General features: G+C 71.6%; 20 protein-coding genes. 6 read left to right on the forward strand and 14 right to left on the reverse strand.

The genetic code is table 11. From position 1 onward, the window contains the following. Positions 1–68: 68 nt before the first annotated feature. The 4 genes from ACH4S7_RS05600 to ACH4S7_RS05615 form a co-directional block, all read right to left on the reverse strand. Positions 69–992, reverse strand: a complete 924-nt coding sequence (locus tag ACH4S7_RS05600) for a LysR family transcriptional regulator (protein ID WP_398519755.1) — start codon at positions 990–992, stop codon at positions 69–71. A 9-nt stretch (positions 993–1001) separates the two neighbouring features. Continuing rightward, positions 1002–1223: a hypothetical protein gene (locus ACH4S7_RS05605; protein ID WP_398519756.1), complete on the reverse strand. Its 222-nt coding sequence runs from the start codon at positions 1221–1223 to the stop codon at positions 1002–1004. Between the two features lie 180 nt (positions 1224–1403). Continuing rightward, on the reverse strand, positions 1404–2810 hold the full coding sequence (lysA, locus tag ACH4S7_RS05610) for a diaminopimelate decarboxylase (RefSeq protein WP_398519757.1): 1407 nt from the start codon (positions 2808–2810) through the stop codon (positions 1404–1406). Positions 2811–3046: 236 nt separating this feature from the next. Next, a complete protein-coding gene (locus ACH4S7_RS05615; RefSeq protein WP_398519758.1) occupies positions 3047–3685 on the reverse strand; it encodes a TetR/AcrR family transcriptional regulator in 639 nt (212 codons plus the stop codon). Positions 3686–4070: 385 nt separating this feature from the next. Here ACH4S7_RS05615 and wrbA point away from each other — a divergent pair, with 385 nt between their 5' ends. After that, positions 4071–4694, forward strand: coding sequence for an NAD(P)H:quinone oxidoreductase (wrbA, locus tag ACH4S7_RS05620; RefSeq protein WP_398519759.1), 624 nt, complete (start codon positions 4071–4073; stop codon positions 4692–4694). Positions 4695–4855: 161 nt separating this feature from the next. After that, positions 4856–5659 (forward strand): hypothetical protein, encoded by an 804-nt coding sequence (locus ACH4S7_RS05625; RefSeq protein WP_398519760.1) that lies wholly within the window; start codon positions 4856–4858, stop codon positions 5657–5659. 132 nt (positions 5660–5791) lie between these two features. Here the strand turns inward: ACH4S7_RS05625 and ACH4S7_RS05630 are convergent, their stop codons facing one another. From ACH4S7_RS05630 to htpX, 4 genes are all read right to left on the reverse strand, one after another. Beyond that, the gene (locus ACH4S7_RS05630) at positions 5792–6301 is read right to left on the reverse strand and encodes a GNAT family N-acetyltransferase (RefSeq protein WP_398519761.1); all 510 of its coding nucleotides are present in this window, start codon (positions 6299–6301) and stop codon (positions 5792–5794) included. A gap of 149 nt (positions 6302–6450) precedes the next feature. After that, positions 6451–7275 (reverse strand): SAM-dependent methyltransferase, encoded by an 825-nt coding sequence (locus ACH4S7_RS05635; RefSeq protein WP_398519762.1) that lies wholly within the window; start codon positions 7273–7275, stop codon positions 6451–6453. A 120-nt stretch (positions 7276–7395) separates the two neighbouring features. Beyond that, positions 7396–7998, reverse strand: a complete 603-nt coding sequence (locus ACH4S7_RS05640; protein WP_398519763.1) for a hypothetical protein — start codon at positions 7996–7998, stop codon at positions 7396–7398. 172 nt (positions 7999–8170) lie between these two features. Beyond that, positions 8171–9088, reverse strand: coding sequence for a zinc metalloprotease HtpX (gene htpX, locus ACH4S7_RS05645; protein WP_398519764.1), 918 nt, complete (start codon positions 9086–9088; stop codon positions 8171–8173). Between the two features lie 440 nt (positions 9089–9528). On the opposite strand from htpX, the gene ACH4S7_RS05650 reads away from it, so the two are divergent. The 3 genes from ACH4S7_RS05650 to ACH4S7_RS05660 all read left to right on the forward strand — a co-directional run bounded on the left by ACH4S7_RS05650 (position 9529) and on the right by ACH4S7_RS05660 (position 12040). Further along, positions 9529–10137, forward strand: coding sequence for a hypothetical protein (locus tag ACH4S7_RS05650; protein ID WP_398519765.1), 609 nt, complete (start codon positions 9529–9531; stop codon positions 10135–10137). A gap of 88 nt (positions 10138–10225) precedes the next feature. Beyond that, positions 10226–11131 (forward strand): LLM class flavin-dependent oxidoreductase, encoded by a 906-nt coding sequence (locus ACH4S7_RS05655; protein ID WP_398519766.1) that lies wholly within the window; start codon positions 10226–10228, stop codon positions 11129–11131. Between the two features lie 162 nt (positions 11132–11293). After that, on the forward strand, positions 11294–12040 hold the full coding sequence (locus tag ACH4S7_RS05660; protein ID WP_398519767.1) for a class I SAM-dependent methyltransferase: 747 nt from the start codon (positions 11294–11296) through the stop codon (positions 12038–12040). Positions 12041–12131: 91 nt separating this feature from the next. Here ACH4S7_RS05660 and ACH4S7_RS05665 read toward each other — a convergent pair whose 3' ends face one another. Together ACH4S7_RS05665 and ACH4S7_RS05670 are read right to left on the reverse strand one after the other, a co-directional pair. Then, complete coding sequence (locus ACH4S7_RS05665) at positions 12132–12719, reverse strand: DUF1772 domain-containing protein (protein ID WP_398519768.1); 588 nt, start codon at positions 12717–12719, stop codon at positions 12132–12134. Between the two features lie 84 nt (positions 12720–12803). Next, positions 12804–14492 carry a von Willebrand factor type A domain-containing protein gene (locus ACH4S7_RS05670; RefSeq protein ID WP_398520039.1) on the reverse strand — a complete coding sequence of 563 codons (1689 nt, stop codon included), beginning with the start codon at positions 14490–14492 and terminating at the stop codon, positions 12804–12806. Between the two features lie 617 nt (positions 14493–15109). Here ACH4S7_RS05670 and ACH4S7_RS05675 point away from each other — a divergent pair. Then, complete coding sequence (locus tag ACH4S7_RS05675) at positions 15110–15721, forward strand: DNA-binding response regulator (RefSeq protein ID WP_398519769.1); 612 nt, start codon at positions 15110–15112, stop codon at positions 15719–15721. 37 nt (positions 15722–15758) lie between these two features. On the opposite strand, the gene ACH4S7_RS05680 is transcribed toward ACH4S7_RS05675, so the two are convergent. The 4 genes from ACH4S7_RS05680 to ACH4S7_RS05695 form a co-directional block, all read right to left on the reverse strand. Next, on the reverse strand, positions 15759–16619 hold the full coding sequence (locus ACH4S7_RS05680) for an ABC transporter permease (RefSeq protein ID WP_398519770.1): 861 nt from the start codon (positions 16617–16619) through the stop codon (positions 15759–15761). Next, positions 16616–19384: an alpha/beta fold hydrolase gene (locus ACH4S7_RS05685; protein WP_398519771.1), complete on the reverse strand. Its 2769-nt coding sequence runs from the start codon at positions 19382–19384 to the stop codon at positions 16616–16618. The genes ACH4S7_RS05680 and ACH4S7_RS05685 overlap by 4 nt, the downstream gene beginning before the upstream one ends. A 247-nt stretch (positions 19385–19631) precedes the next feature. After that, positions 19632–20261, reverse strand: a complete 630-nt coding sequence (locus ACH4S7_RS05690; protein WP_398519772.1) for a DUF4291 domain-containing protein — start codon at positions 20259–20261, stop codon at positions 19632–19634. A gap of 118 nt (positions 20262–20379) precedes the next feature. Further along, entirely contained in the window at positions 20380–21882 is a 1503-nt protein-coding gene (locus ACH4S7_RS05695; RefSeq protein ID WP_398519773.1) for a CoA-acylating methylmalonate-semialdehyde dehydrogenase, read from the reverse strand. Positions 21883–21886 lie beyond the last annotated feature (4 nt).

Raw genomic sequence — 21886 nt, forward strand, 5'->3', positions numbered from 1 at the left:
CCGCCAACCGGCCGGGCCTGGCGTCGCTCCCCCCGGCGGAGCGGCCGCGTGATGTCCCGTACGGCCGGTCAGGTCCACTCCGTCTCCAGCAGCGCCCCCACCTCCGTCGCCGCCGTCCGCAGCTCGGTGAGGAACGCGCGGAGCAGCGGATTGCGGTTCGTGCCCCGGGTGGCGACCCCGATCCGCCGGTGCAGCCGAGGGTGGTCCAGGCGGCAGACGTACACCCCCGCCGTGTCCCCCAGGCCCAGGGCCGGGACCAGCGCGATGCCCATGCCGGCACGGGCCAGATTGATGGTCACCTGGTAGTGGTCGGTGCGACAGCGGACCCGGGGGAGAAAGCCCTCCGCCGCGCACGCCCGCTCCAGTACCGGTTCGCCGGTGTCCCCGCCACGGGTGCCGATCCAGGTCTCGCCCTCCAGCGCGGCCAGCCGGACCACACCGCGCCTGGCCAGTCGGTGTCCCGGCGGTACCACCACGAGCTGTGGTTCGTCGAAGAACATGGCCACGTCCACGGACGCCTGTCGGCACCAGGGGTCCAGTGGGTGTTCGAAGACGACCGCCGCGTCCAGCCGGCCCGCCTCCAGATCGGGTACCAGCTCGTGCGGCTGGCCCAGAATCAGTTCCAGCTCGACCTGGGGTCGCCGCGCCGCGAAGGCCGACAGCGCCCGGGGCAGCAGCTCCAGGCCGGAGGAGGCGAAGAACCCCAGCCGCAGGGTCCCCGCCTCGCCCTCGGAGTGGCCCCGTAGATCGTCCCGCGCCACGGCCATCAGATCCGCGATCGACTGGGCGTGGTCGGCCAGCCGTTGGCCGGCGGCCGTCAACCGCAGGCTCTGGGGTGCCCGTTCGACCAGCGCCACGCCGACTTCCCGCTCCAGCCGGGCGAGCTGGTGGGAGATGGCGGACGGGCTCAGATGCAGTGCCTGGGCGGCGGCCACGATGGTGCCCCGGCGAGCGATCTCCAGGAGGACGAGCAGACGGGTGCTGTTCAGCATCGGGCCAGGTTAGGCCGTACGGGCGGGGGATCGCGGCGGCCCCCGGGGGGCGCCCCGGGTCGGCGCCCCCGGCTGTCGGGCGGCGGGCGGAGCTGCGGGTTCCCGCTCGTACGGGCCGGAGTCGCGGCGGCCCGGCCGTACGGGCCGGCGCTCGTACGGACCGGCGCTCGTACGGGCCGCTGGTACGGGCCGGCGCTCGTACGGACCGGCGCTGGTACGGGCCAGGCTCACGCGTCGCTCGTACGGGGGCGGGGTTGCGGTGGGCCGGTCGTACGGGCGGGTGGCTCCGGGTGGCGGACGCCGGGTGGGCTACCGGTCGTACGGTGGGCCTGGTTCCCTGCCGGCCGGCTCGGCAGGGCCCGTTTACGTGCTGGCCGGCTCAGCAGGGCCGGTTGGGCCGGTTGGGCCTGTTTACGTGCCGGCCGGGTATGCCGGGTCGGGCAGATCCAGGCGCAGCAGATCCTCGTCGGTCTCGCGGCGGACCACGACCCGAGCCCGCCCGTCCCGCACGAAGACCACGGCCGGGCGCGGCAACTTGTTGTAGTTGGACGCCATGGCGTAGCCGTACGCGCCGGTGACCGGCGTGGCCAGCAGGTCGGACACCTGGAGGTCGGCAGGCAGCGCGGCGTCGTTGATGATCACATCGCCGCTCTCGCAGTGCTTCCCGACCAGCCGTGCCCGCAGTGGCCGTGGCGCGCCGGGGCAGCGCGGCAGGAACGCCTCGTACCGGCCGGAGTACAGCGCCGGGCGCGGGTTGTCGCTCATGCCTCCGTCGACGCTGACATAGGTGCGGACGCCCTCGATCTGCTTGATCGTCCCCACCCGGTACAGCGTCAGTCCGGCCCGCGCGACGATCGAACGGCCGGGTTCGACACCCACGTCGCCGGCCCATCCGGCGCCGCGTACCGCCTCCCGGACCCGGGTGGCCCACTCCGCGAAGGAGGGTGCCGACTGCCCGGTCTCGTACGCGACACCGAGTCCACCGCCGATGGTGATCCGACGCGCCTGGACCCCGACGGCGAACCGCGCGACGGCCGCTGCGCCCGCCGCCAGTTCGGCGACATCCAGCACCTGGGACCCAACGTGCGCGTGCACGCCCTCGAAGACCATCGCCGGGGAGTCGACGGCCCGGCGCACGGCGCTGGCTGCGGCGCCGCCCGCGATGCCGAAGCCGAACTTCGAATCGTTGCCACCGGTACGGATCGACTCGTGGGCGCCGGCCGCGACGCCGGGTGCCACCCGCAGATAGATGCGGGCCGGGGCCAGCCCCTCCACCGTGTGCAGGCGCTCGATCCGGTCCATCTCGTCGAAGCTGTCGACCACGATGTGGCGCACCCCGGCCGTGATCGCCGTACGGAGCTCCGCGTCGTCCTTGTTGTTGCCGTGCAGCACGATCCGGTCTCCTGGCAGGCCGGCCCGGAGCGCCACCCGCAGTTCGCCGCCGGAGGCGACATCGAGCAGCATCCCCTCTTCGTGGGCGAGCCGGGCCATGGCCACGCAGAGGAAGGCTTTGGAGGCGTACGCGACGTTGTCCCGGCCGAAGGCGGCGACGGCCTCCCGGCAGCGCTGCCGCAGGTGCTCCTCGTCGTACACGAACAGGGGCGTCCCGAAGCTCCGCGCCAGTTCGGTGAGGGGCACTCCACCGATGGCCAGCCCGGCCGGTCCGTCCTCGGCGGTGCTGGGCAGCAGCTCCGCGCCGACCCCGGACGGGACCGTGCCCAACGCGACAGTGCCGGACGCTGCGGCTTCGGACGCGGCGGTATCGGACGCGGCGGTGACCGGGGTCTCCGGGTCGGAGAGCCCGATGGCTGACGACATGTTTCCTCCCGTGAAGTGGTTCGTAGCCATCCTGCTGCCCGGGGGCGGGATCATGGAAGCGCGTTCTTCCGGGGCTGAGCCATACATTTTTCGATGCTCCCGCCCAACCGGGACGCAGGGCCGAACCCGGGCTCAGTCCCAGGTCAGGCTCGGTCCCAGGTCAGGCTCGGTCCCAGGTCAGGCTCGGGCCGGGGTGCGGTTTGGTCGCCGGGGGCGCAGTCGCCCCGCCGTCGGGGTCACTCCCCACCAAGTGGACCGCCAAGTGGACCGTCGAGGAGACCACCGAGGACGTCGTCCAGGCCGCTCTTGATCTGGTCCGGCGTCTGACCCCGGTCGCGCGTCAGATGGGTGATCAGGCTGGGCGCGAAGGGTGCGAGCAGGAGGTGCGCCAGGAGCGGGGCATCCGCGGTGGGGCGGAGCTGGCGGAGCAGCATCGCCGTGTGGGTGTGTCGGGCGAGATAGGAGCCGTGGTTGTAGCGCGCGATCGGTGAGGCGGTCTCACCGGCGAGCAGGAGTTCGCGCTGCTCGACCACCCGGTCCGCGAGCGCGTGGAGGAAGGCGCGCAGCCGTTCCCGGGGCGGCGCGCCGGGGCCGAGCGGGGGCGGGCCCGCCATGAAGGCTTCCTGGAACTGCTGCTCCCGTTCGTCCAGGAGGGCCGAGAAGAGTTCGGCAACATCACCGAAGCGCCGGTAGACGGTGCCCACTCCGGTGCCGGACGCGCGGGCGACGGCGTTCATGGTGAGGGCCTCGGGGCCCTGCGTGGCCACGATCTCGGCGGCGGCGTCGAGGATCCTGCGGCGGTTGAGCACGGCGTCCGCGCGGGGGGTGGTGGGGGGCGGGCTGGTCGGTCGGGGGTCGGTCAGGGAGAGATCCACACGGTGAGGCTCCATGGCGTGCACGGCCGGGGACTCCCTTCTGCCCGCGCTGGGGCCGGGGTGGGCTTCGCTGCCGCCCCCCGCTGGACCGCTGGACCGGTGACTGACGACTAACGACCAACGAGTAACGACTGGCGACTGGCGACTGGCGACTGGCGATTACGGATACGGGCTGCGGGCTGCGGGCTGGTGATGGGAGCGGTTGCGGGAGTACGGGCCCGGGACCGCGCGCCCCGGGAGTGCGGGCCGATGAGCCTCCATTCTCCACCCCCAGCCTAGTGGATAGCTATCCGCTTACCACTTGCCAGCCGGTCGACCCATGATCTACCTTTCAGCGAAGCGGATAGCTATCCGCTTCCACCACACCGCTGGAGAGAGGTCTGCCATGACCACCGCAACCGCCCCCAAGATCGCCGTCATCTACTACTCCTCGACCGGGAGCGTGCACCACCTCGCCCAGGCCCTCGCCGAGGGTGCCGAGCAGGCGGGCGCGGAGGTACGGCTGCGCCGCGTGGCCGAACTCGCTCCGGACGCCGCCATCGATTCCAACCCGGCCTGGCGCGCGCACGTCGACGCCACCCAGCACATCGAAACGGCCACCCATTCCGACCTCACCTGGGCTGACGCCTATGCCTTCGGCACTCCGACCCGCTTCGGCAATGTCTCCGCACAGCTGAAGCAGTTCATCGACAGCACGGGCGGGCTCTGGCAGCGGGGCGTCTTCGCCGACAAGCCCACCACCGCGTTCGTCAGCGCCGCCAACCTCCACGGCGGCAACGAGTCGACACTGCTCGCCCTGTACAACACGCTCTACCACTGGGGCTCGCTCATCGTGCCGCCCGGCTACACCGACCAGTCCGTCTACGCCGCGAACGGCAACCCCTACGGCACCGCCCACGCCTCCGGCGCCGGTGACCTGCCCGGTGAGAACGTCCTCAACGCCGCGCGCTACCAGGGCCGCCGGCTCGCCGGCATCACCAACCGACTGCTGACCGGGGCCGCCGCCTGACGGGCTTGACGGCTTGACCTCAAGTCGGCTTCAGGTAACAGAATCAGGGGACCTCCGTCGCGGAGGATCCCCACACGAGAGCCGACTGAGGCCGCTCCGGCCGGCCGCCAGTCCTCGGGCGGAGCCGCGCGGGCCGCACCGGGAACCACGGAAAGACAGCCATGAACTTCACCAGCCCCGTCACCGCACTGTTTCCCGGAGCCTCCGGCCGTACGGTCGCGGCCCTGTCCGCCCACCGCGAGGCCCTGACCGCCCAGGCCGGCGCGACGCCGGTGGAGACCGGTACATCACTGGCGGACGGTGCGGTCGACCCGAACGACTCAGACGGCCCAGACGGCGCGGGCCCCACGGACAGTGCGGGCACCACGGACAGCACGGGCAGCATGGACGGCGCGGGCACCGCGGACGGCGCGGCGCTGAGCGTCGAGGAGCTCGCCCGGCTGGCCTCGGTGGCCGCCACCCAGTTGGAGAGCGTTCTCTTCCGGCTCGGCCTGCTGGGAATGATCGTGGCCCGTCGGCGCGGCGACGACGTGCGCGTCGTACCGGGTCATATCGCATGGGGCGCGGTGGGACAGCTCGCGGATCTGCGCGGCAGGCTGGTGGATGACGTACGACGTCGGGTCGACGAGACGCTCACCCCGGCACCCGTCTATCTCGCGCTGACCGGCAAGGTCGCCGATGGCACCGCCGCCCACCCTCCTGACCTGCTGGAGATCGTGGTGGTGCCGCCGTACGGCGAGGGCTCCGCCACCCTGACGACCGCCTCGACCGCCTCGACCGCCTCGACCGCCTCGGCCACCCCGGCCGCCCCGGCCGCCGACGAGTGGCGCGCCCGCCTGGCGCGGCTCGCCGACGAGCTCTCCCGCGACCTCGGCAATCTCGTCCAGGTGCACGAGATGGCGGATGCCGACACGGCCCGGAGCCATGCGGGGCCCGCAGCCACGGTGCTCATCGAACCGCGTTGATCCAAACGGCCCGGGCGCGAGGCGGCGCCAAGCCCCAGAGGGGCGCCGGGACCCGAGACGGCGGCCGGGACCCGAGGCGGCGGCGAGACCCGGGGTGCCGGGGCATCTGCCTCCGGCGCCCCGGCCCACGACTCAGACGCCGAAGGCCGCCGCGTACCGGATCACACCGGAGGGCACCGGCCGCCCGGTGTCCAGCACGAGCGCCATCATCGCCTCGTCGGGCACCTCGAACGGCGCCCGGATGCCCCAGCGGGAGGCGGGCTCGAAGCCGAACTTCGGGTAGTAGTCGGCGTGCCCGAGGACCAGGACCAGGCTCTCCCCCGCCGTACGGGCGGCTTCGAGCGCGGCCCGGATGACAGCGGAACCCGCTCCCTGGCGCTGGTGGGCCGGGCGGACCGCGCACGGCGCAAGGGCCAGCGCGGGCTTGCCGTCCACATGACAGCGGGTGAGCAGGGCGTGCGCGGCGAGGCTGCCGTCGGGCGCCTGGGCCACCAAGGAGAGTCCGTCGATCCACGCGTCGGGGTCCCTGCGCAGGGCGTCCACCAGCTCCGCCTCAGCGGGGGTGTCGAACGCGGTCGCATTGATCTCGTGGATCGCGGCGATGTCCTCGGGAGTCTCGGGGCGGGTGATCCAGGTGTTCATGGTGGTTCCGTTCTCGGGGGGCACGGATCATGGCAACGGGAGGAATCGTGGCAACGGGAGGATGAGAGACCCCGTGTCCATGGTGTCCGTGGGACTTCCTCCGGTGCCGGTGGGGGGCATGGGACTACCCGAGTCTCCCCCGGCCGGCGCTACGGCTTGCGACCCACCCCGCAGTAGGCGTCGACGGCGGCCATCGTCTCCGGCTGCTCGCCGGGCTCCGCGCGCCATCGCGTCACCTCGGTGATACCCGGATCGAGCAGTTCCAGACCATCGAAGAAGCCCGCTATCTCCGCGACCTCACGTACGTAGTACGGGACCGCTCCGCTCAGGTTGTACGCCTCCGAGGCCGCGACCATGCCCGCGCTGGTGGCGGTGCTGTCGCTGATCACCAGATAGCTCCCGCTCGGCAGACCAGCCATGAGCCGCGACACCAGTTCCCGCGCCTGCTCGTACTCGGCGACATGCCCCAGGACGTTCAGCAGCATCAGGGCGACGGGCCGCGCCGCCTCCAGGAGGGGCGCGGCGGCCTCCAAGATGGCGTCGGGCTCATAGAGATCGGCGTCCATATAGGCCGTGTTTCCCTCGGGCGTGCTGGTCAGCAGGGCGCGCGCATGGGCCAGGACGAGCGGGTCATTGTCCACGTAGACGATGTGCGCGTCCGGTGCCACACGCTGGGCGACCTCATGGGTGTTGTCGGCCGTCGGAAGTCCGGTGCCGATGTCGAGGAAGTGCCGGACGCCCTCCTCGCGGGCGAGCCGGGTGACCGCCCGGCCCAGGAAGAGGCGGCTGGTCTGCGCCACATCGACCAGCCCGGGGAATATCCCCTTGATCTGGTCCCCCAGTGCCCGGTCCACCGGGTAGTGGTCCTTGCCTCCGACGAAGTAGTTCCAGAAGCGCGCGGAGTGCGGCTTGGTCGTGTCGATCCGGGCCCGCAGCTCTTCGGCGGAGAGGTGCCGGGGGTCACGGTCGGCCATGCGGCTCCTCCTGGGGCAATGCGGTACGGCGGGCGATCACCCAACCTAGGACACGGCGGCTTCCCGGCGCACCCGTATCGGGCCCCCGGTATCCGCCCCGCTCCGTACCGCCCCGTACCGCTAATCCGCTTCCCCCGTGAGGCCCGGCGCGCCCCAGACCGGGAACCAGCGGGCCAGGTCCTCCTCCATCCGCACATCGTCGGCGAGCAGGGTCCGGATCTGTAGCTCCAGGGCGTTGTCCCGTCGCTCCGTGGCCCCCGGCAGCGGCACGAACGGATAGAACGTGCCGCGTTTGTAGAGGTAGACCAGCGCCAGGGTCCGTTCCCCGGCCGCCTCCCGGAAGACGATCAGCGAGCAGAGCAGTTGGGGTCCGAATCCGCCGTCCTGGAGCAGGGTGTTGACCGCGTGCAGATCGTTGACGAGCGATGCCGTGTCGGACGCGGGCTGACGGGCGAGCAGCCAGGTGTAGCCGTACGCGTCCCTGCTGAACTCGACCGGGATGCCGCCGCGGCCGGTGTCCGCGTCCAGCAATTCCCGTACGTCCCGCTGGAGCTGGGCGAACGCACCGCCCTCGACGCTCGCGAAGCAGACCGAGCCCACCCCGGTGGGAGCGAAACCGGCCCCCGCCTGGAGGGTGATCGCCGCCGCCGGCAGCCCGAAGAGTTGATCGAGATCGGGCCGTACGGGCTTACCGCGCCCGAGGATCGTGTCGAGGAATCCCACCGGTGTGCCTCCTCGGATGTCGCGTTCAGATCAGGTCAAGCGCCATGGGTCCCCCGCCCGCGCCCCCTGCCCGTGGCCCGTATCCCCGCCCGTACTCCCGCCCGGCGCGAACGGATCCGGGGGCGGGGGTGGGGGCGGGGGACGCGAGGCGCTGGTCCACACAGCCGGCGCATCACGGGCGGGAGAGCTGGGTGGAGATCCGGCCGAGCTGCTCCAGCCGCTGCTCCAGCGTCGGGTGCGAGGACAGCAACCGGCTGAGGCTCTCCCGGGAGGAGAACGCCGGGGCGAACCAGAAGGCGTTGTACGGCTCCGCCTTCCGCAGGTCCTGGGTCGGAATCCGGGCCATGTCCCCGGTCACCTTGGTCAGCGCGGCGGCGAGCGCGGACGGGCGACCCGTCAGCAGGGCGGCGGCCCGGTCGGCGGAGAGTTCCCGGTACCGGGACAGCAGCCTGGTGAGCAGAAAACTGATCACGTAGACGACCGCGCTCACCAGGGGGATCAGCACGACGGCGAGGGCCGTGTTGCTGTTCCCGCGCCCCGCCCGGCCCAGACCGCCCCAGAGGGCGACCCGGGTCATCACACCGGCGAGCACACCGAGGAACGATGCGATGGTCATGACCGCCACATCACGGTGGGCGACGTGTGACAGCTCGTGCGCCAGCACCCCTTCCAGTTCCTCGGGCTCCAGCCTGCGGAGCAGACCGGTGGTGGCACAGACCAGGGCAGTCTTCTGGCTACGACCGGTGGCGAAGGCGTTCGGTACGTCACTGTCGGCGATGGCGACTCTCGGTTTGGGCATATCGGCGAGTGCGCAGATGCGGTCCACCGCTCCGTGCAGCTCGGGTGCCTGTTCGGGGGTGACCTCGCGCGCGCCCATGCCATGGGCCGCGATCTTGTCGCTGAACCAGAACTGCGCGATGAAGAGACCGCCCGCGATCAGCAGGATGACCGGCCAGGCGCCGCGTACCAGCGCCAGCAGAACGCCCACGAAAACGACATACAGCAGCCCTATCAGGAACATCGTCGTCACCATGCGGGTGGTGAGTCCATGATCCGGGGCATATCGGGACCGGCGCCGGGTCGCTGCCATCTGATCACCTTCCGGACGGGAGATACCGCACCCCCTCCTTCGATTGTGCCCCTTCTAAGCACATACCGGGCTCCTCCGACATATCACTCGATTGGACCCATGAATCAGAGGTTGTATGGATCAAGGGGCCGCATGAACCAGGGGTCGCGCAAATCGATGATCCGAGGGCCGCCCCACCGGCGAGGGGTCTCGCCATAGGCCCGCGTACTCCTGGCCCCGTACGGCCCGGTCCCACACCCCCGGCACCCGAACGGCCCGGTCCCGTCCCGCACGCCCGGCCCCGCACGCCCGGCCCCTCTCCGTGGACGTGCCCCTGGGCCCGTCGCGTTCCGGCCCGCGCCCCGGGGGGCGTACGCCTGCGGGGGCGCGGGCCGCCTGTGAGCGAGGGTTCCGAGGCGACGACCCGGCCGGATGTCACCGGTGCTCGCTACTGTCCGGCCATGACGTTGAAGACCCTGCGGGTGGGCGCGGTACAGGTCCGACGAATGATCGAACTCGCCGAAGGACAATGGGAACGGTCCACGATCGAAAGGGCGTTGGTGTCGTACGGGTGGGCCCGGCCCGCCGACGAATCCGGGGGCGTGGTCGTGGAGTGGGGCGGCGGCCCCGGCTCCCCGCACTTCTTCGGGCGGGCTCCCGGGGACGAACGTGTCGGATGGCGGATCGAGTTGGGCGGCGGCCCCACCGGGCCGGAGGACCACTCCTCGTACGTCCGACTGCCGTGCGCGCTGTTCTGGCCGGCGTTCGGCGAAGAGCCGGCGGACGCGGATCCGGACGACGAGGACGAACTCGACGGCCAGTACGGCGACGACTGGGCCCGGCTCCCCGACGCGGCGCGGGCGGACTTCCACGCCGAGTACCGCCGTATCGGAGCACTGATCAGAGCCGAACTCGGGGAGCCGCTGGAGGTCACCGAGGGAGAGCTGGACGAGTACACGGAGAGCTGGCACCTCGCGGGGCTCCGGGTCACCCTGTGCCGCACCGATGACCTCAACAGTTACTCCCACTACGACGTGATCACCCTGGGGGTGGGGCCCGCGCGCGACTGACCCGGCGGGCTTCGGGAGCGTGCCGGACCGGACGGCGAGAGCCGAATGGCCGTTGTCGCACCCCGGCGACGGACGGTAGGAAGGACGCATGACCGATCTCGGCGCCGTCTTCCGTCCCCAGCTTCCCCCTGAGCGGCTGCGCGCCATCGCACGCGCCGCCGACGACGCCGGACTTGAGGAGCTGTGGCTCTGGGAGGACTGCTTCCTGGAGAGCGGTATCGCGAGCGCCGCCGCCGCGCTCGCCTGGACCGAACGGCTGCGCGTCGGCGTCGGGCTGCTGCCGGTGCCCCTGCGGAACGTCGCGCTGACCGGCATGGAAGCCGCCACCATGGACCGGCTGTTCCCGGCCCGGGTCGTCCTGGGGGTGGGGCATGGCGTCCAGGACTGGATGGGGCAGGTCGGCGCGCGGGTCGAGTCGCCCGTCACGCTGTTGCGTGAGTATCTGGCCGCGCTACGGGCACTGTTGCGCGGCGAACGGGTCACCACGGAGGGGCGCTATGTGCGGCTCGACGCCGTCGCTCTCGACTGGCCGCCGACGACCGCGCCCCCGGTACTCGCCGGGGCGCTCGGACCGCGTTCGCTGCGACTGACCGGCGAAGCGGCCGACGGGACCATCCTCGACGCCAGCGTGTCGGCCGACGGCGTCCGCGCGGCCCGGCTGCTCATCGAGGAGGGCCGTGCGGCGGCCGGCCGTACGGGTCCCCACCCGGTGGTCGTCTATCTTCACGCGGCCACCGGACCGGACGCTGCCGCCCGGCTAGCGGCCGAACTCGGCAGGTGGGGCGGCGACCCGACCGGGCTCGGGGTCGCCGGGGACGCCGCGGCGGTCGCCGAGGCGGTCCAGCGGCTCGCCGACGCGGGGGCCGACACGGTGGTCCTCCAGCCCACCGCCGACGACCCCGATCCGGAGGGGTTCATCCGCTTCACCGCGGAACAGGTCCGCCCGCTCGTCCCCCGAAGCCTTCCCGCCCCCGGACCCTTCCCATCCACCTGAACCCTCCCTCCCCCGGAAACCCTCCGGAGCCTTCCGCGACCTCCTGACACTCACGACCTCCGGAGTCTTCCGCGACCTCCGGAGGCTCACGACCTCCGGAGGCTCGCGGCATCCGCTGGATATCGCGTTGAGGCGGGTGCACCGGGCTGGCAGGCTGGCGCCATGGTCGACCACGCGTTCTCCGATCCCGCTCTCGCCGCGCTGTACGACTCCCTCTCCCCGACCGACGACAGATCCGACTTCGGCTTCTACCTCCCGATGATCATGTCCGCCGGCTCCGTGCTCGACGTCGGCTGCGGTACGGGGACCCTGCTGCAACTGGCCCGCGACGCCGGGCACACCGGGCGCCTGGCCGGCATCGATCCCGGTGCGGGAATGCTGGCCCAGGCGCGGCACCGTACGGACATCGAATGGACCCTCGGCTCCGCGTCCGACATCGACGCGGAGGGGGAGTTCGACCTCATCGTGATGTCGGGCCACGCCTTCCAGGAGCTAGTGACCGATGACGAACTGCGCACGGCGCTGACCGCGATCGGCACCGCACTGAGTGACGGAGGCCGCTTCGCCTTCGAGGCGCGTGACCCGGCGGCGCGGGCGTGGGAGTCCTGGGTGGCCGACGGCACCTACGACGCCGAGGTCAGGGACGCGTCGGGCGCCCTGGTACGGGTCACCCTCCAGGTCGATCCCCCGGCCGGGGACACCGTCTCGTTCTCCCACACCTACTCCAGCCCGGACTGGGAACGGTCCCGGGTGAGCCGGAGCACGCTCCGATTCCTCGACGTGGACGGTCTCTCGTCGTTCCTCGCCGGGGCCGGACTGGAGATCGAGGCGCAGTACGGGGAGTGGGACCGCTCCCCCGTCGGCGCCACCTCCACGGAGATCATCACCATCGCGCGCCGCCGACGCTGACCGGTACTCGACCGGTACGCAGGGACTCCCGCTCAGGGCGCGGCGGCACGGACTCAGCGGGGCGAGCAGTCGGTGGGGCTCTGCACCGTCACTACAGCGCGGAACTGACCACCAGCGCGAAGGCGGCGAGGGTGAACAGGGTGCGGATGAGGTGGAGTCGGTTCCAGCGGGGCTCGAAGGCCATCCGCGCCGCACGATCGGCCCCGGCCCTACCGGACTGCGCTCCCCGCTCTCCCGGAACCTCACTCACCGACTCCCCGGCCCGCTCACTCCCCCTGCTTCCCTCACTCCGCCCACTCTGTTCCGGCGCCCTCTTCGATGCCTCCTCCGATGCCCTCTCCGACGCAGCGAGGGCGTTGTTCAGTGGGACATTGCCGGCCACGGTGACGAGGTGATTGATCACCGAACAGGCCAGGCCCGCGACGAGCAGCCACCGCTGGGTGTCGGAGCGGCCGTCCACCGGTACCGCGAGGGACACGGCCGGAAACACGATGATCGAGAAGAACGTCAGCAGGAACAGGGGCCGCGGCACGACCTCGTTGACACGGCGCATGGCCGCCAGGAAATGATCGTCGTCGAGCCGGGCGAGAGCCGGCATGATCGCGGTCTGGAACGAGAGCATGAAACCCGCGTACAGACCGGTCGAGATGATCGCGAGAGCGAGGAGAACGGTCGCCATACCGCACATCATGACGGGCCGAGACGATCACCGCAGCCGTCCGGACACGCCGTCCGCGACCATTCCCCCGCCCTCCCCGCTGGCTCAGCCCTGTAGGCTCCGCGCCTGCTCGATCGATTCGGCCAGTTGCCGCACCGCGTCGTCCTCCGTCTCGTCCGCCAGCTCCCTCGCTCGCTCGGCCAGCTCTCCCAGCTCCGGCGCTCCCGGTACCGAGCCGCCGCGCAGGCGATCGGCGAAGTACGCCGCGACCGCCGTCACCTGGAACCGGTTGGACGCCCCCTGCCACAGTCCGCCGTCGACCGCGCTCGCCCCGATCGATCCCGATCGCTCGTGCGGTGCCCGGGTGGCGGGGTCGAGCCACCGCACGGTCGCCGTCGCCACATGGCCGGTCGCGCCCTCCCGCATCCGCACGGCGTACAGCGCCGTCACTGTGTGGCCGGGGCCCACCTCGCCGCCGTCCACCCGGTCGTCGCGGAAGTCCTCGTCCGCCACGGCCCGGTTCTCGTATCCGATGAGCCGGAACTGCCGCACGTTCGTCGAGTCGAAGGCCACCTGCGCCTTGGCGTCCCGTGCCCGCACCTCGACATGGGCCGGGAGCTGGTCGCGGAAGACCTTCCGGGCCTGCTCGACGGTGGACACATAGGTGGTGTGCCCGTCGCCCTGATCGGCGAGACGCTCCATGAACGCGTCTCCGTACTTACTGCCGACGCCCACGCCGAAGAGCGTGATGCCGTGGGTGCGCCGGGCGTCGTCGATACGGTTGAGGATCGCTTCGGCATCGGTCTCCCCGGTGTTGGCGAGAGCGTCGGAGAGCAGGACGACCCGGTTGGTGGCCCCGGCCCGACGGCCCTCGACCGCCTCCGCGTAACCGGTGCGAACGCCCGCGCCGACATTGGTGGAGTCGTCCGGCTCCAGCTCCTCGATCACCTTCCGGATCCGATCGCGCCCACGGTCGACCCGGGTCATCGGCAGCCGGGTGGTGGCCGTGTCGCTGAAGGTGACCAGGGCGATGGAGTCGTCGTCGCGCAGCTCGCCGGTGAGGATCCGGAGCGACTCCTTGACCAGGTCGAGCCTGCCCGGCTCGGCCATGGACCCGGAGACATCGACGACGAAGGTGAGCGCGGCGGGTGGGCGTTCGCCCGTACGGTCCGATGGCTTGGTGGAGAGCCCGACCCGCACGAGGGACCAGGTGTCGCCGCCCTCGTCCGCACCGCCGACCTCGCCCCGGATCTCGCCGTCGGAGGCGCCCGGACGGGCCCCGTCCACGGTTACCGAGAAGCCGTCACCCGTGGGCCTCGGATAGTCCTGACGGAAGCTGTTGACGAATTCCTCCGGCCGGATATTCGCGGGATCGGGCTTCTTGCCGTCGGCCAGGGTCCGCCGGGCGTAGCCGTAGGAGGCGGTGTCCACATCGAGCGCGAAGGTCGAGAGATAGTCGGGGGCCCTGGTCTTCCACGGGCCGTCCCGCCGCTCCGCCGCACTGTAACCCTCGGGACCCGCCGGACCGGCCAAGCCCCCCGAGCCCCCCGAGCCCGCGCTGAAGGAGCCACCGCTCCCCTGCCTCGCGGGAGTTGGATTCCTGTCTTCCCTGGTGTCACCGGGTATCCCGTCCTCTGCGTCATGGGTCGATTGACGACCGCTCTGGCTGTCGGAACTACAGCCGGCGGTGAGCAGCACCCCACCGGCCAGCACGGCGGCGACCGCTCCCCGACGGATCCCCGCGGGGGCACCCGATCTGCGGGTACGGGCGCGTGGCCGGCCGTCGCCGGACATCGCCTCACCGGTGCGCGTCGCCGCTGGGGCGGTGGCGTCGGTGTATCTGCGGAACCGGAACCGGAACCGGGTACGGAGCACGGTTTGGAGCATGGGTTGGAGCTTCATCGGACTCCCCTGGGGCGTCAGCATGTGTGGATGTGACGTCCGAGGCGGCCCGCGGGAGCCGTCGAAGCAGTTGCGGAAACATCTCGATGCGGCAACGCCTCAACGCGGCAGGGTCTGAATGCGGCGGGCCCCCAAGGCGGCAGGGCCTTAAAACGACGGGGTCTCAATACGGCGACGGGCGGCGGGCGTTACCCCGCGGTTTGCCCGCGCCGCTCGGGGTCGGGCTCCTCGCGGTGGGGCCCGTCCTCCTGCCTTCAGCCTGCCCCAGCTCGACGGCCGGAACCCCGGAGTGGCAAGGACTCGCCACCCCCCGATCAGGGCCTTGTCACGGTGCGGGGTCGTATGCGTACATGGAGTACGCGCACGGATCCGGGGGGACGGCCGTGTGGCGGCGCAAAACACCGGGGGGATGGTGTGTCATGCCAGTGGGGGTGGTTCCGGGCTCAACGCTCGGCCGCGAGGTGTCGCGGACGGTTCCGCGTGAGCTGCCGGGACAGCGGATTCATGGGGTGGCCCATGTCAGAGCGGCCCTGACACGTCTGGTCGGTTCGGCCCGTCATGAGCTTCTCAGCTTCGACGATCCGGCCGGCGCGATCGGCCAGGGGCTTCCGGAGTCCTTTCTGAGATTCGCGGGCGCATGCGTGCGCACGGCCGCCGCGCGGATCACGACGGTCCGTCGTATCGCGCCACGGCACGGCCTGGCCCATCTCCGGGAGCCGTGGCGCTGTGCCGGTGAGGCCCGGGTGACGGACGCCATCCCGTTCAAGATAGTCGTCGCGGACCGCTCGGTCGCGATCGTCCCGCTCGATCTCGACCTGCACTACAACGGCGTGCTGTTGATCCGGGACCCGGTGATCGTCCATGCCTTCGTCCGTGTCCATCAGGTCTGGTGGGAGTCGGGTGACGAGGTGGCCGAGCACACCCTGCCCGGCGCGCTGCCCGACCATCTCAAGCCGGTGCTCGACGCCATCATGGCGGGGCTGACGGACGACGCCGCGGCGCTCAAGCTGAAGATATCCGGACGCACCTACAGCCGTCGGGTGGGTCAGTTGCTCGCGGCCCTGGGCACGACGAGCCGCTTCCGGGCTGGCGCGGAAGCGGCTCGTCGAGGGTGGATCTAGCGCGTCCCGCAGGGTCTCACCGCGGGGTTTCGGCCGACTAGGACACGATGTCCTTGCGGGAGAAGTTCCGGAAGGCGAGCGCGAAGAGCACCAGGGCGAAGCTCACCGAGACCGCCGCGCCCTTCACCATGCCGGTCCACTCCAGTTGTGGCTGGAGGGCGTCGATCCAGGCGAACTGCCAGTGCGCGGGTAGCACCTCGCGCCAGTCGCCGAGCGCGGTGACCGCGTCCAGCACATTGCCGACGATCGTCAGTCCGACCGCTCCGCCCACCGCGCCCAGCGGGGCGTCGGTCTTGGTGGAGAGCCAGAAGGCGAGCCCCGCGGTGACCAGTTGGGAGAGGAAGATGAAGACGATGACCAGGGCCAGCCGGGGCAGGGTCTCGGCGGTGGCGAGGGAGCCACCCGTAGGCAGCTTCAGCGGCCCCCAGCCATAGGCGATCGTGCCCGCGATCAGTGCGATCAGCGGCAGCAGCACCATCGCGGCGGCGCTGAAGCCGAGGGCCACCGCCAGCTTGGACCAGAGGAGCCGGGCGCGCGGGACGGGCGCGGCCAGCAGATAGCGCAGCGACGACCAGTTGGCCTCCGAGGCGACCGTGTCCCCGTGGAAGAGGGCCACCGGCACCACCAGCAGAAAGCCCGCCGAGGCGAAGAGGCAGGTGGCGACGAAGTTGATGCCCGACGCGGTGGCCGTGTCCATCAGGGTGACGCGACCGTCGACCTCTCCGTCACCGGGGGTGCCGCCGATGGCGAAGGCGACGATCAGCACCAGCGGCAGGGCAGCCAGTATCCCGGCCATCACCATGGTGCGGCGCCGTTTGAGCTGCCGGATCGCCTCCACCCGCAGGGGCAGGGTGCGGCCGGGGCGGTAGCCGGGGGCCGAGTCGACCAGCGTGCTCATGCGGATCCTCCGATCAGGGTGAGGAAGGCGTCCTCAAGGCGGCGGTGCGGTCCGACGCCGGTCAGTGGCACATCCAGCCGGACGAGTTCACCGATCATGTCGGTGGCGGTGGCCCCGTCGAGACGTACCAGCAGGCCGTCGTCCACGCGGGTGGCCGATCCGATCCCCGGCAGTGCGCCGATCTTCTCGACGACCGGCGCGGGGACGTCGGTGGCGGTGGTGACCAGCAGGGTGTCGCTCTCGCCCGTGATCTCCGCGACCGGTCCCGCCTGCACCAGCCGGCCCCGGTCCATGACCACCAGATGGGTACAGGTCTGTTCGACCTCGGACAGGAGGTGACTGGAGACGATGACCGTCCGGCCAGCAGCCGCGTACCGGATCATCACGTCGCGCATTTCGCGGATCTGCGGCGGGTCGAGTCCGTTCGTCGGCTCGTCAAGGATCAGCAGATCCGGCATACCGAGCATCGCCTGCGCGATGGCCAGCCGCTGCCGCATTCCCTGTGAGTAGGTGCGGACGGCGCGGGCGAGCGCTTCACCGAGGCCCGCGATCTCCAGGGCCTCCTCGATGAAGGCGTCACCGTCGGGGCGCCCGGTGGCCCGCCAGTACAGCTCCAGGTTCTCGCGCCCGGAGAGATGCGGCAGGAAACCAGCGCCCTCGACGAACGCGCCGACCCGGGAGAGCACCGGCGCGCCCGGACGGATGGCGTGGCCGAAGACCCGGATCTCGCCCTGGTCGGGGCGGATGAGTCCCATCAACATACGAAGGGTAGTGGTCTTGCCGGCACCGTTGGGGCCGAGGAGACCGAGGACCTGGCCCTTCTCGACCCGGAAGGAGAGGTCCTGGACGGCGTAGCGGTCGGTCGATTTGGCGTACCGCTTGGTCAGGCCCGTGATCTCCAGTGGGACCTCGGCGAGTTCGGGTTCGGGTGCCGGGGCGGCGACTCGTCGGCGGGCGGTGAACAGCAGCACGGCGGCGACCAGCGCGCTCCCGGCGGGGAGCGCCCAGGTCCACCAGGGCAGTCCGGCGCCCTCGGTCCGGACGGATGGCGCGGTGGGCACGCCCAGCGAGGTGTCGCCGGCGAGGGCGACGGTGTAGCGGGCCGGGGCGGGCGGGGAGGCGTAGCCGAGGTCGGTGGCGGAGAGGACGAGACGCAGTCGGTGTCCGGCGTCGACCTCGTGGTCCACGGCGGGCAGGGTCAGGGTGATCTCCTTGCCCCGCTGGGCTCCGTCGACCCGGATCGGGGCGACGAGTTGGGAGGGGAGTACCTGTCCGCGACCATCCGGGCCGACGTCGTACACCTTGGCGAAGAGGACTGCCGCGCCGGTGCTGGAGGTGACCTTGACGCGCGCGGTCGGTGATCCGGTGATCCGCAGGGGTTCCCGGAGGGGTTTGGACTCGAAGCGCGCGTGCTGGCCGGGGAAGTCGAGGGAGAGTCCGACCCCGAGGGAGGAGAACTGTCCGAGTCCGCCGCTGAGGCCGGGGACGGCGGAGATGGCGGGCGGGGTGGCGCCGGCCGGATTGGAGAAGCTCTGTTCGCGGCCGGTGAGCGCAATCGGCCGGGGGCCACTGTCGAGACCCGGATAGCGGTTGCCGGTCGCGCCACGGAGCCGGGCCTGGCCATCGGTGGAGTCGACGCCTCCGGTGCGGCTGACGCGGAAGGCGGGTCCGGTGTCGGCGCCCTTGTCCTGCTTCAGATACCGGTCGAACCAGGAGGTGATTCGGCTCTCGATCCGGTCGGCCTCGCGGTCCCCGCCGTCGTGGCCGCCGGCGATCCAGTCGACGGAGACGGGTGCGCCGTTGGCGCTGATCTGCCGGGCCATGGCATCGGCGTGGGAGAGCGGGAAGAGCGAGTCGGACTGGCCCTGCACGATCAGGGTGGGCGTGGTGATGCGGTCGCCGACGGCGGAGGGGCTTCGGCGCTCCAGCAGTTGACGGGCCGCGGCGTCGGGCTTCCCGGCGACGGCGACGCGCTCGTACATGGCGCAGAGCACGGGCTGGAAGCGGCCACAGCCTGCGGGGTTCGCGGGGCCCCCGGTGCCGGGGGCCGTGGTGCCCGGCCGGCCGCCGGGGGCGCCGCCGTCGGCCGGCGTGTTCCCGGCCGGGGCGTCCACGGGGGCTTCCGCGCCCGGGCCGGCCGCGTCGGTCGAGCTGGTGGAGAAGAAGATGCCGGCCCAGAGCTTCTTGAAGACACCGTCGGGGAACAGGGCGTCGGCCAGGTTCCAGTAGGTGATCGAGGGGGCGATGGCGTCGACCCGCTTGTCGTGACCGGCTGCCAGCAGGGAGATCGCGCCGCCGTAGGAGCCACCGGCGATGCCGACCCGCGGATCACCGTCGGCGTCGAGCCGCACCTCGGGACGCCCGGCGAGCCAGTCGATCAGCCGGGAGACGTCCTTGACCTCGAAGTCGGGGTCGTTGAGCCCGATCTGTCCGGTGGACTGGCCGAAGCCGCGGGCGGACCAGGTCAGTACGGCGTAGCCGTCCCGGGCCAGTTTCTCGGCCTGGTCGCGTACATCGTCCTTGCTGCCACCGAAACCGTGCCCGAGGAGCACGGCCGGCCGGCGTTCGTCCTTGTCGCCCGCCGTGAACCAGGAGGTGTCGATCTTCGCTCCGGGCATGGTGCGCACCTGGTCCTCGCGGTGCACGGCAGGGGCGCTGTCGTCGGCGACGGCGGTCCAGGTGCCCGCGCCCACCAGGACGGCGACGGCGGCCGCACCTGCGAGCCATCGGCCGCGCCGGCGGGGTCGGGGTAGTCGGATCTGCATAGGTGAAACCCTAAGCGGATCGCCTGTGTGGTCTCGGCTGCCGTCAGGGGGACCCCGGCCGTCTCCCCGGGGAGTAGCCGCACCGCCCGGCGTACAACCGACGTGGTAGACGGCCCCTGACACTCGATCGCCGGGGGTGGCCGGGAGACTCGCCGCCGCCCCGCCCCTCCGGTACAGGGAACCCTGCTGGTGCCCGGTTTCGCACACCTCCCCGGTCGGCGGTGCCGCTGCCGACGACACCCCGGAGTTACGGGACCTTCACCGGCGGCGTCTCGGGGAACGGCACCTCCGCCGACACGGCAGGGGACTGGGAGGGCGCGGGGTAGGGCCGTTCCTCGGGCAGCAGCGCCGCCGCGGCGGCCGGCTCTCCGGCCCGTACCAGCGCGTGGATCCGGTGCGCCAGCGGTGTCACGTCGCGGATCGAGACCGTCCACTCGTCCGCGTACCGCCGCGAAGCCTCCCCGGCGAGACCGAGCTGGAGCGAGCGGTACGGCAGGGCCTGGAGCCGCAGATCGCGCTCGGGGTCCCACTGCACCCGCGCGGGCGATGCGCGCAACTCCCCCTTCCAGGCGGCACGGTCGGTGTGCGCGTCACGGTCGTAGTGGGAGAGACAGGAGTTCCGCAGCGCCCAGTCGAACCCCTCCCGGCTGATCTCGACGGCGAGGACCGTCTCCTGGCCCTCCTTCAGTCCCCAGCCGCTGCGGTACATCATCCAGAGGAAGGACGGCTTAATCCATGTCATCCGCGACCGCTTCCAGGACGGCGGAAACCGCCCGTCGCGGGCGGCGGGCAGGCCGAGCGCCGGCCTGTACGCCTGGTAGACCGTGATCGTCGACTCGGTGTGGAGCGCACGGACACGGCGCGTCGGTTCATCCATGGGGACCAGGGTGGCGGGACGCCCGGACGACGGGCCACCGAATTACGGCCACCGGGTGCCGGCCCCCGGCCCTGGGTTTTGGGGGCCGGGGGCCGGGGCCGGGGGCCGGACGGAAGGATCAGTGGTTGCGGGGGAAACCGAGGTCCACCCCGGAGTGCGGCTCCGAGGGGTCGGGCCAGCGGGTGGTGACGACCTTGCCGCGGGTGTAGAAATGCACACCGTCGTTGCCGTAGATGTGGTGGTCGCCGAAGAGGGAGTCCTTCCAGCCACCGAAGGAGTGGTAGCCGACCGGGACCGGGATCGGGACGTTCACTCCGACCATGCCCGCCTCGACCTCCAACTGGAAGCGACGGGCCGCGCCGCCGTCGCGGGTGAAGATCGCGGTGCCGTTGCCGTACGGCGAACCGTTGATGAGCGCGATGGCCTCGTCATAGGTCTCCGCGCGCAGCACGCAGAGCACCGGGCCGAAGATCTCGTCGCGGTACGCGTCGGAGTCGGTGGAGACCCGGTCCAGCAGGGAGAGGCCGATCCAGTGGCCGTCCTCGTACCCGTCGACGGTGAAGCCGGTGCCGTCGAGGACGACCTCGGCGCCCTGGTCGGCCGCCCCCGTCACATAGGAGGCCACCTTGTCGCGGTGGGCCTTGGTGATCAGCGGGCCCATCTCGGACGACGCGTCGGTGCCGGGTCCGATCCTGATCTTCTCGGCACGCTCACGGATCTTCGTCACCAGCTCGTCAGCGATCGACTCGATCGCGACGACGGCGGAGATCGCCATGCACCGCTCGCCGGCGGAACCGTACGCGGCCGAGACCGCGGCGTCGGCCGCCGCGTCCAGGTCCGCGTCCGGGAGGACCAGCATGTGGTTCTTGGCACCGCCGAGCGCCTGGACGCGTTTGCCGTTGGCGGCGGCCGTGGTGTGGATGTAGCGGGCGATGGGGGTCGAGCCCACGAAGGAGACGGCCGCGACGTCCGGGTGGGTGAGCAGGGCGTCCACCGCCGCCTTGGCGCCGTGGACCACATTGAGCACCCCCGGCGGCAGTCCGGCCTCGGCGGCCAGCTCCGCGAGCAGGTTCGCCGCCGATGGGTCCTTCTCGCTCGGCTTGAGGACGAAGGTGTTCCCGCAGGCGATGGCCAGCGGGAACATCCACATCGGCACCATCGCCGGGAAGTTGAACGGTGTGATGCCCGCGACGACCCCGAGCGGCTGCCGGATCGAGGAGACATCGACCCGGCTGGAGACCTGGGTGGACAGCTCGCCCTTGAGCTGGGTGGTGATCCCGCAGGCCAGTTCCACGATCTCCAGTCCGCGGGCGACCTCGCCGAGCGCGTCGGAGTGCACCTTGCCGTGCTCGGCGGTGATCAGCGCGGCGATGTCGTCGCGGCGGGCGTCCAGCAGCGCGCGGTAGCGGAAGAGGACGGTGGTGCGCTGGGCGAGCGAGGACATGCCCCAGCTCGCGTACGCCTCCTTCGCCGCGGCGACGGCCGCCGCGACCTCGTCGGCCGAGGCCAGCGCCACCCGGGTGGTGACCACACCGGTGGCCGGGTCGGTGACCGGGCCCCAGTCGCCGGACGTGCCCTCGACGGTCTGGCCACCGATCCAGTGGTGGACGGTCTTCGTCATGACG

The organism is Streptomyces sp. NPDC020965, from assembly GCF_044333555.1.
Taxonomy (GTDB): domain Bacteria; phylum Actinomycetota; class Actinomycetes; order Streptomycetales; family Streptomycetaceae; genus Streptomyces.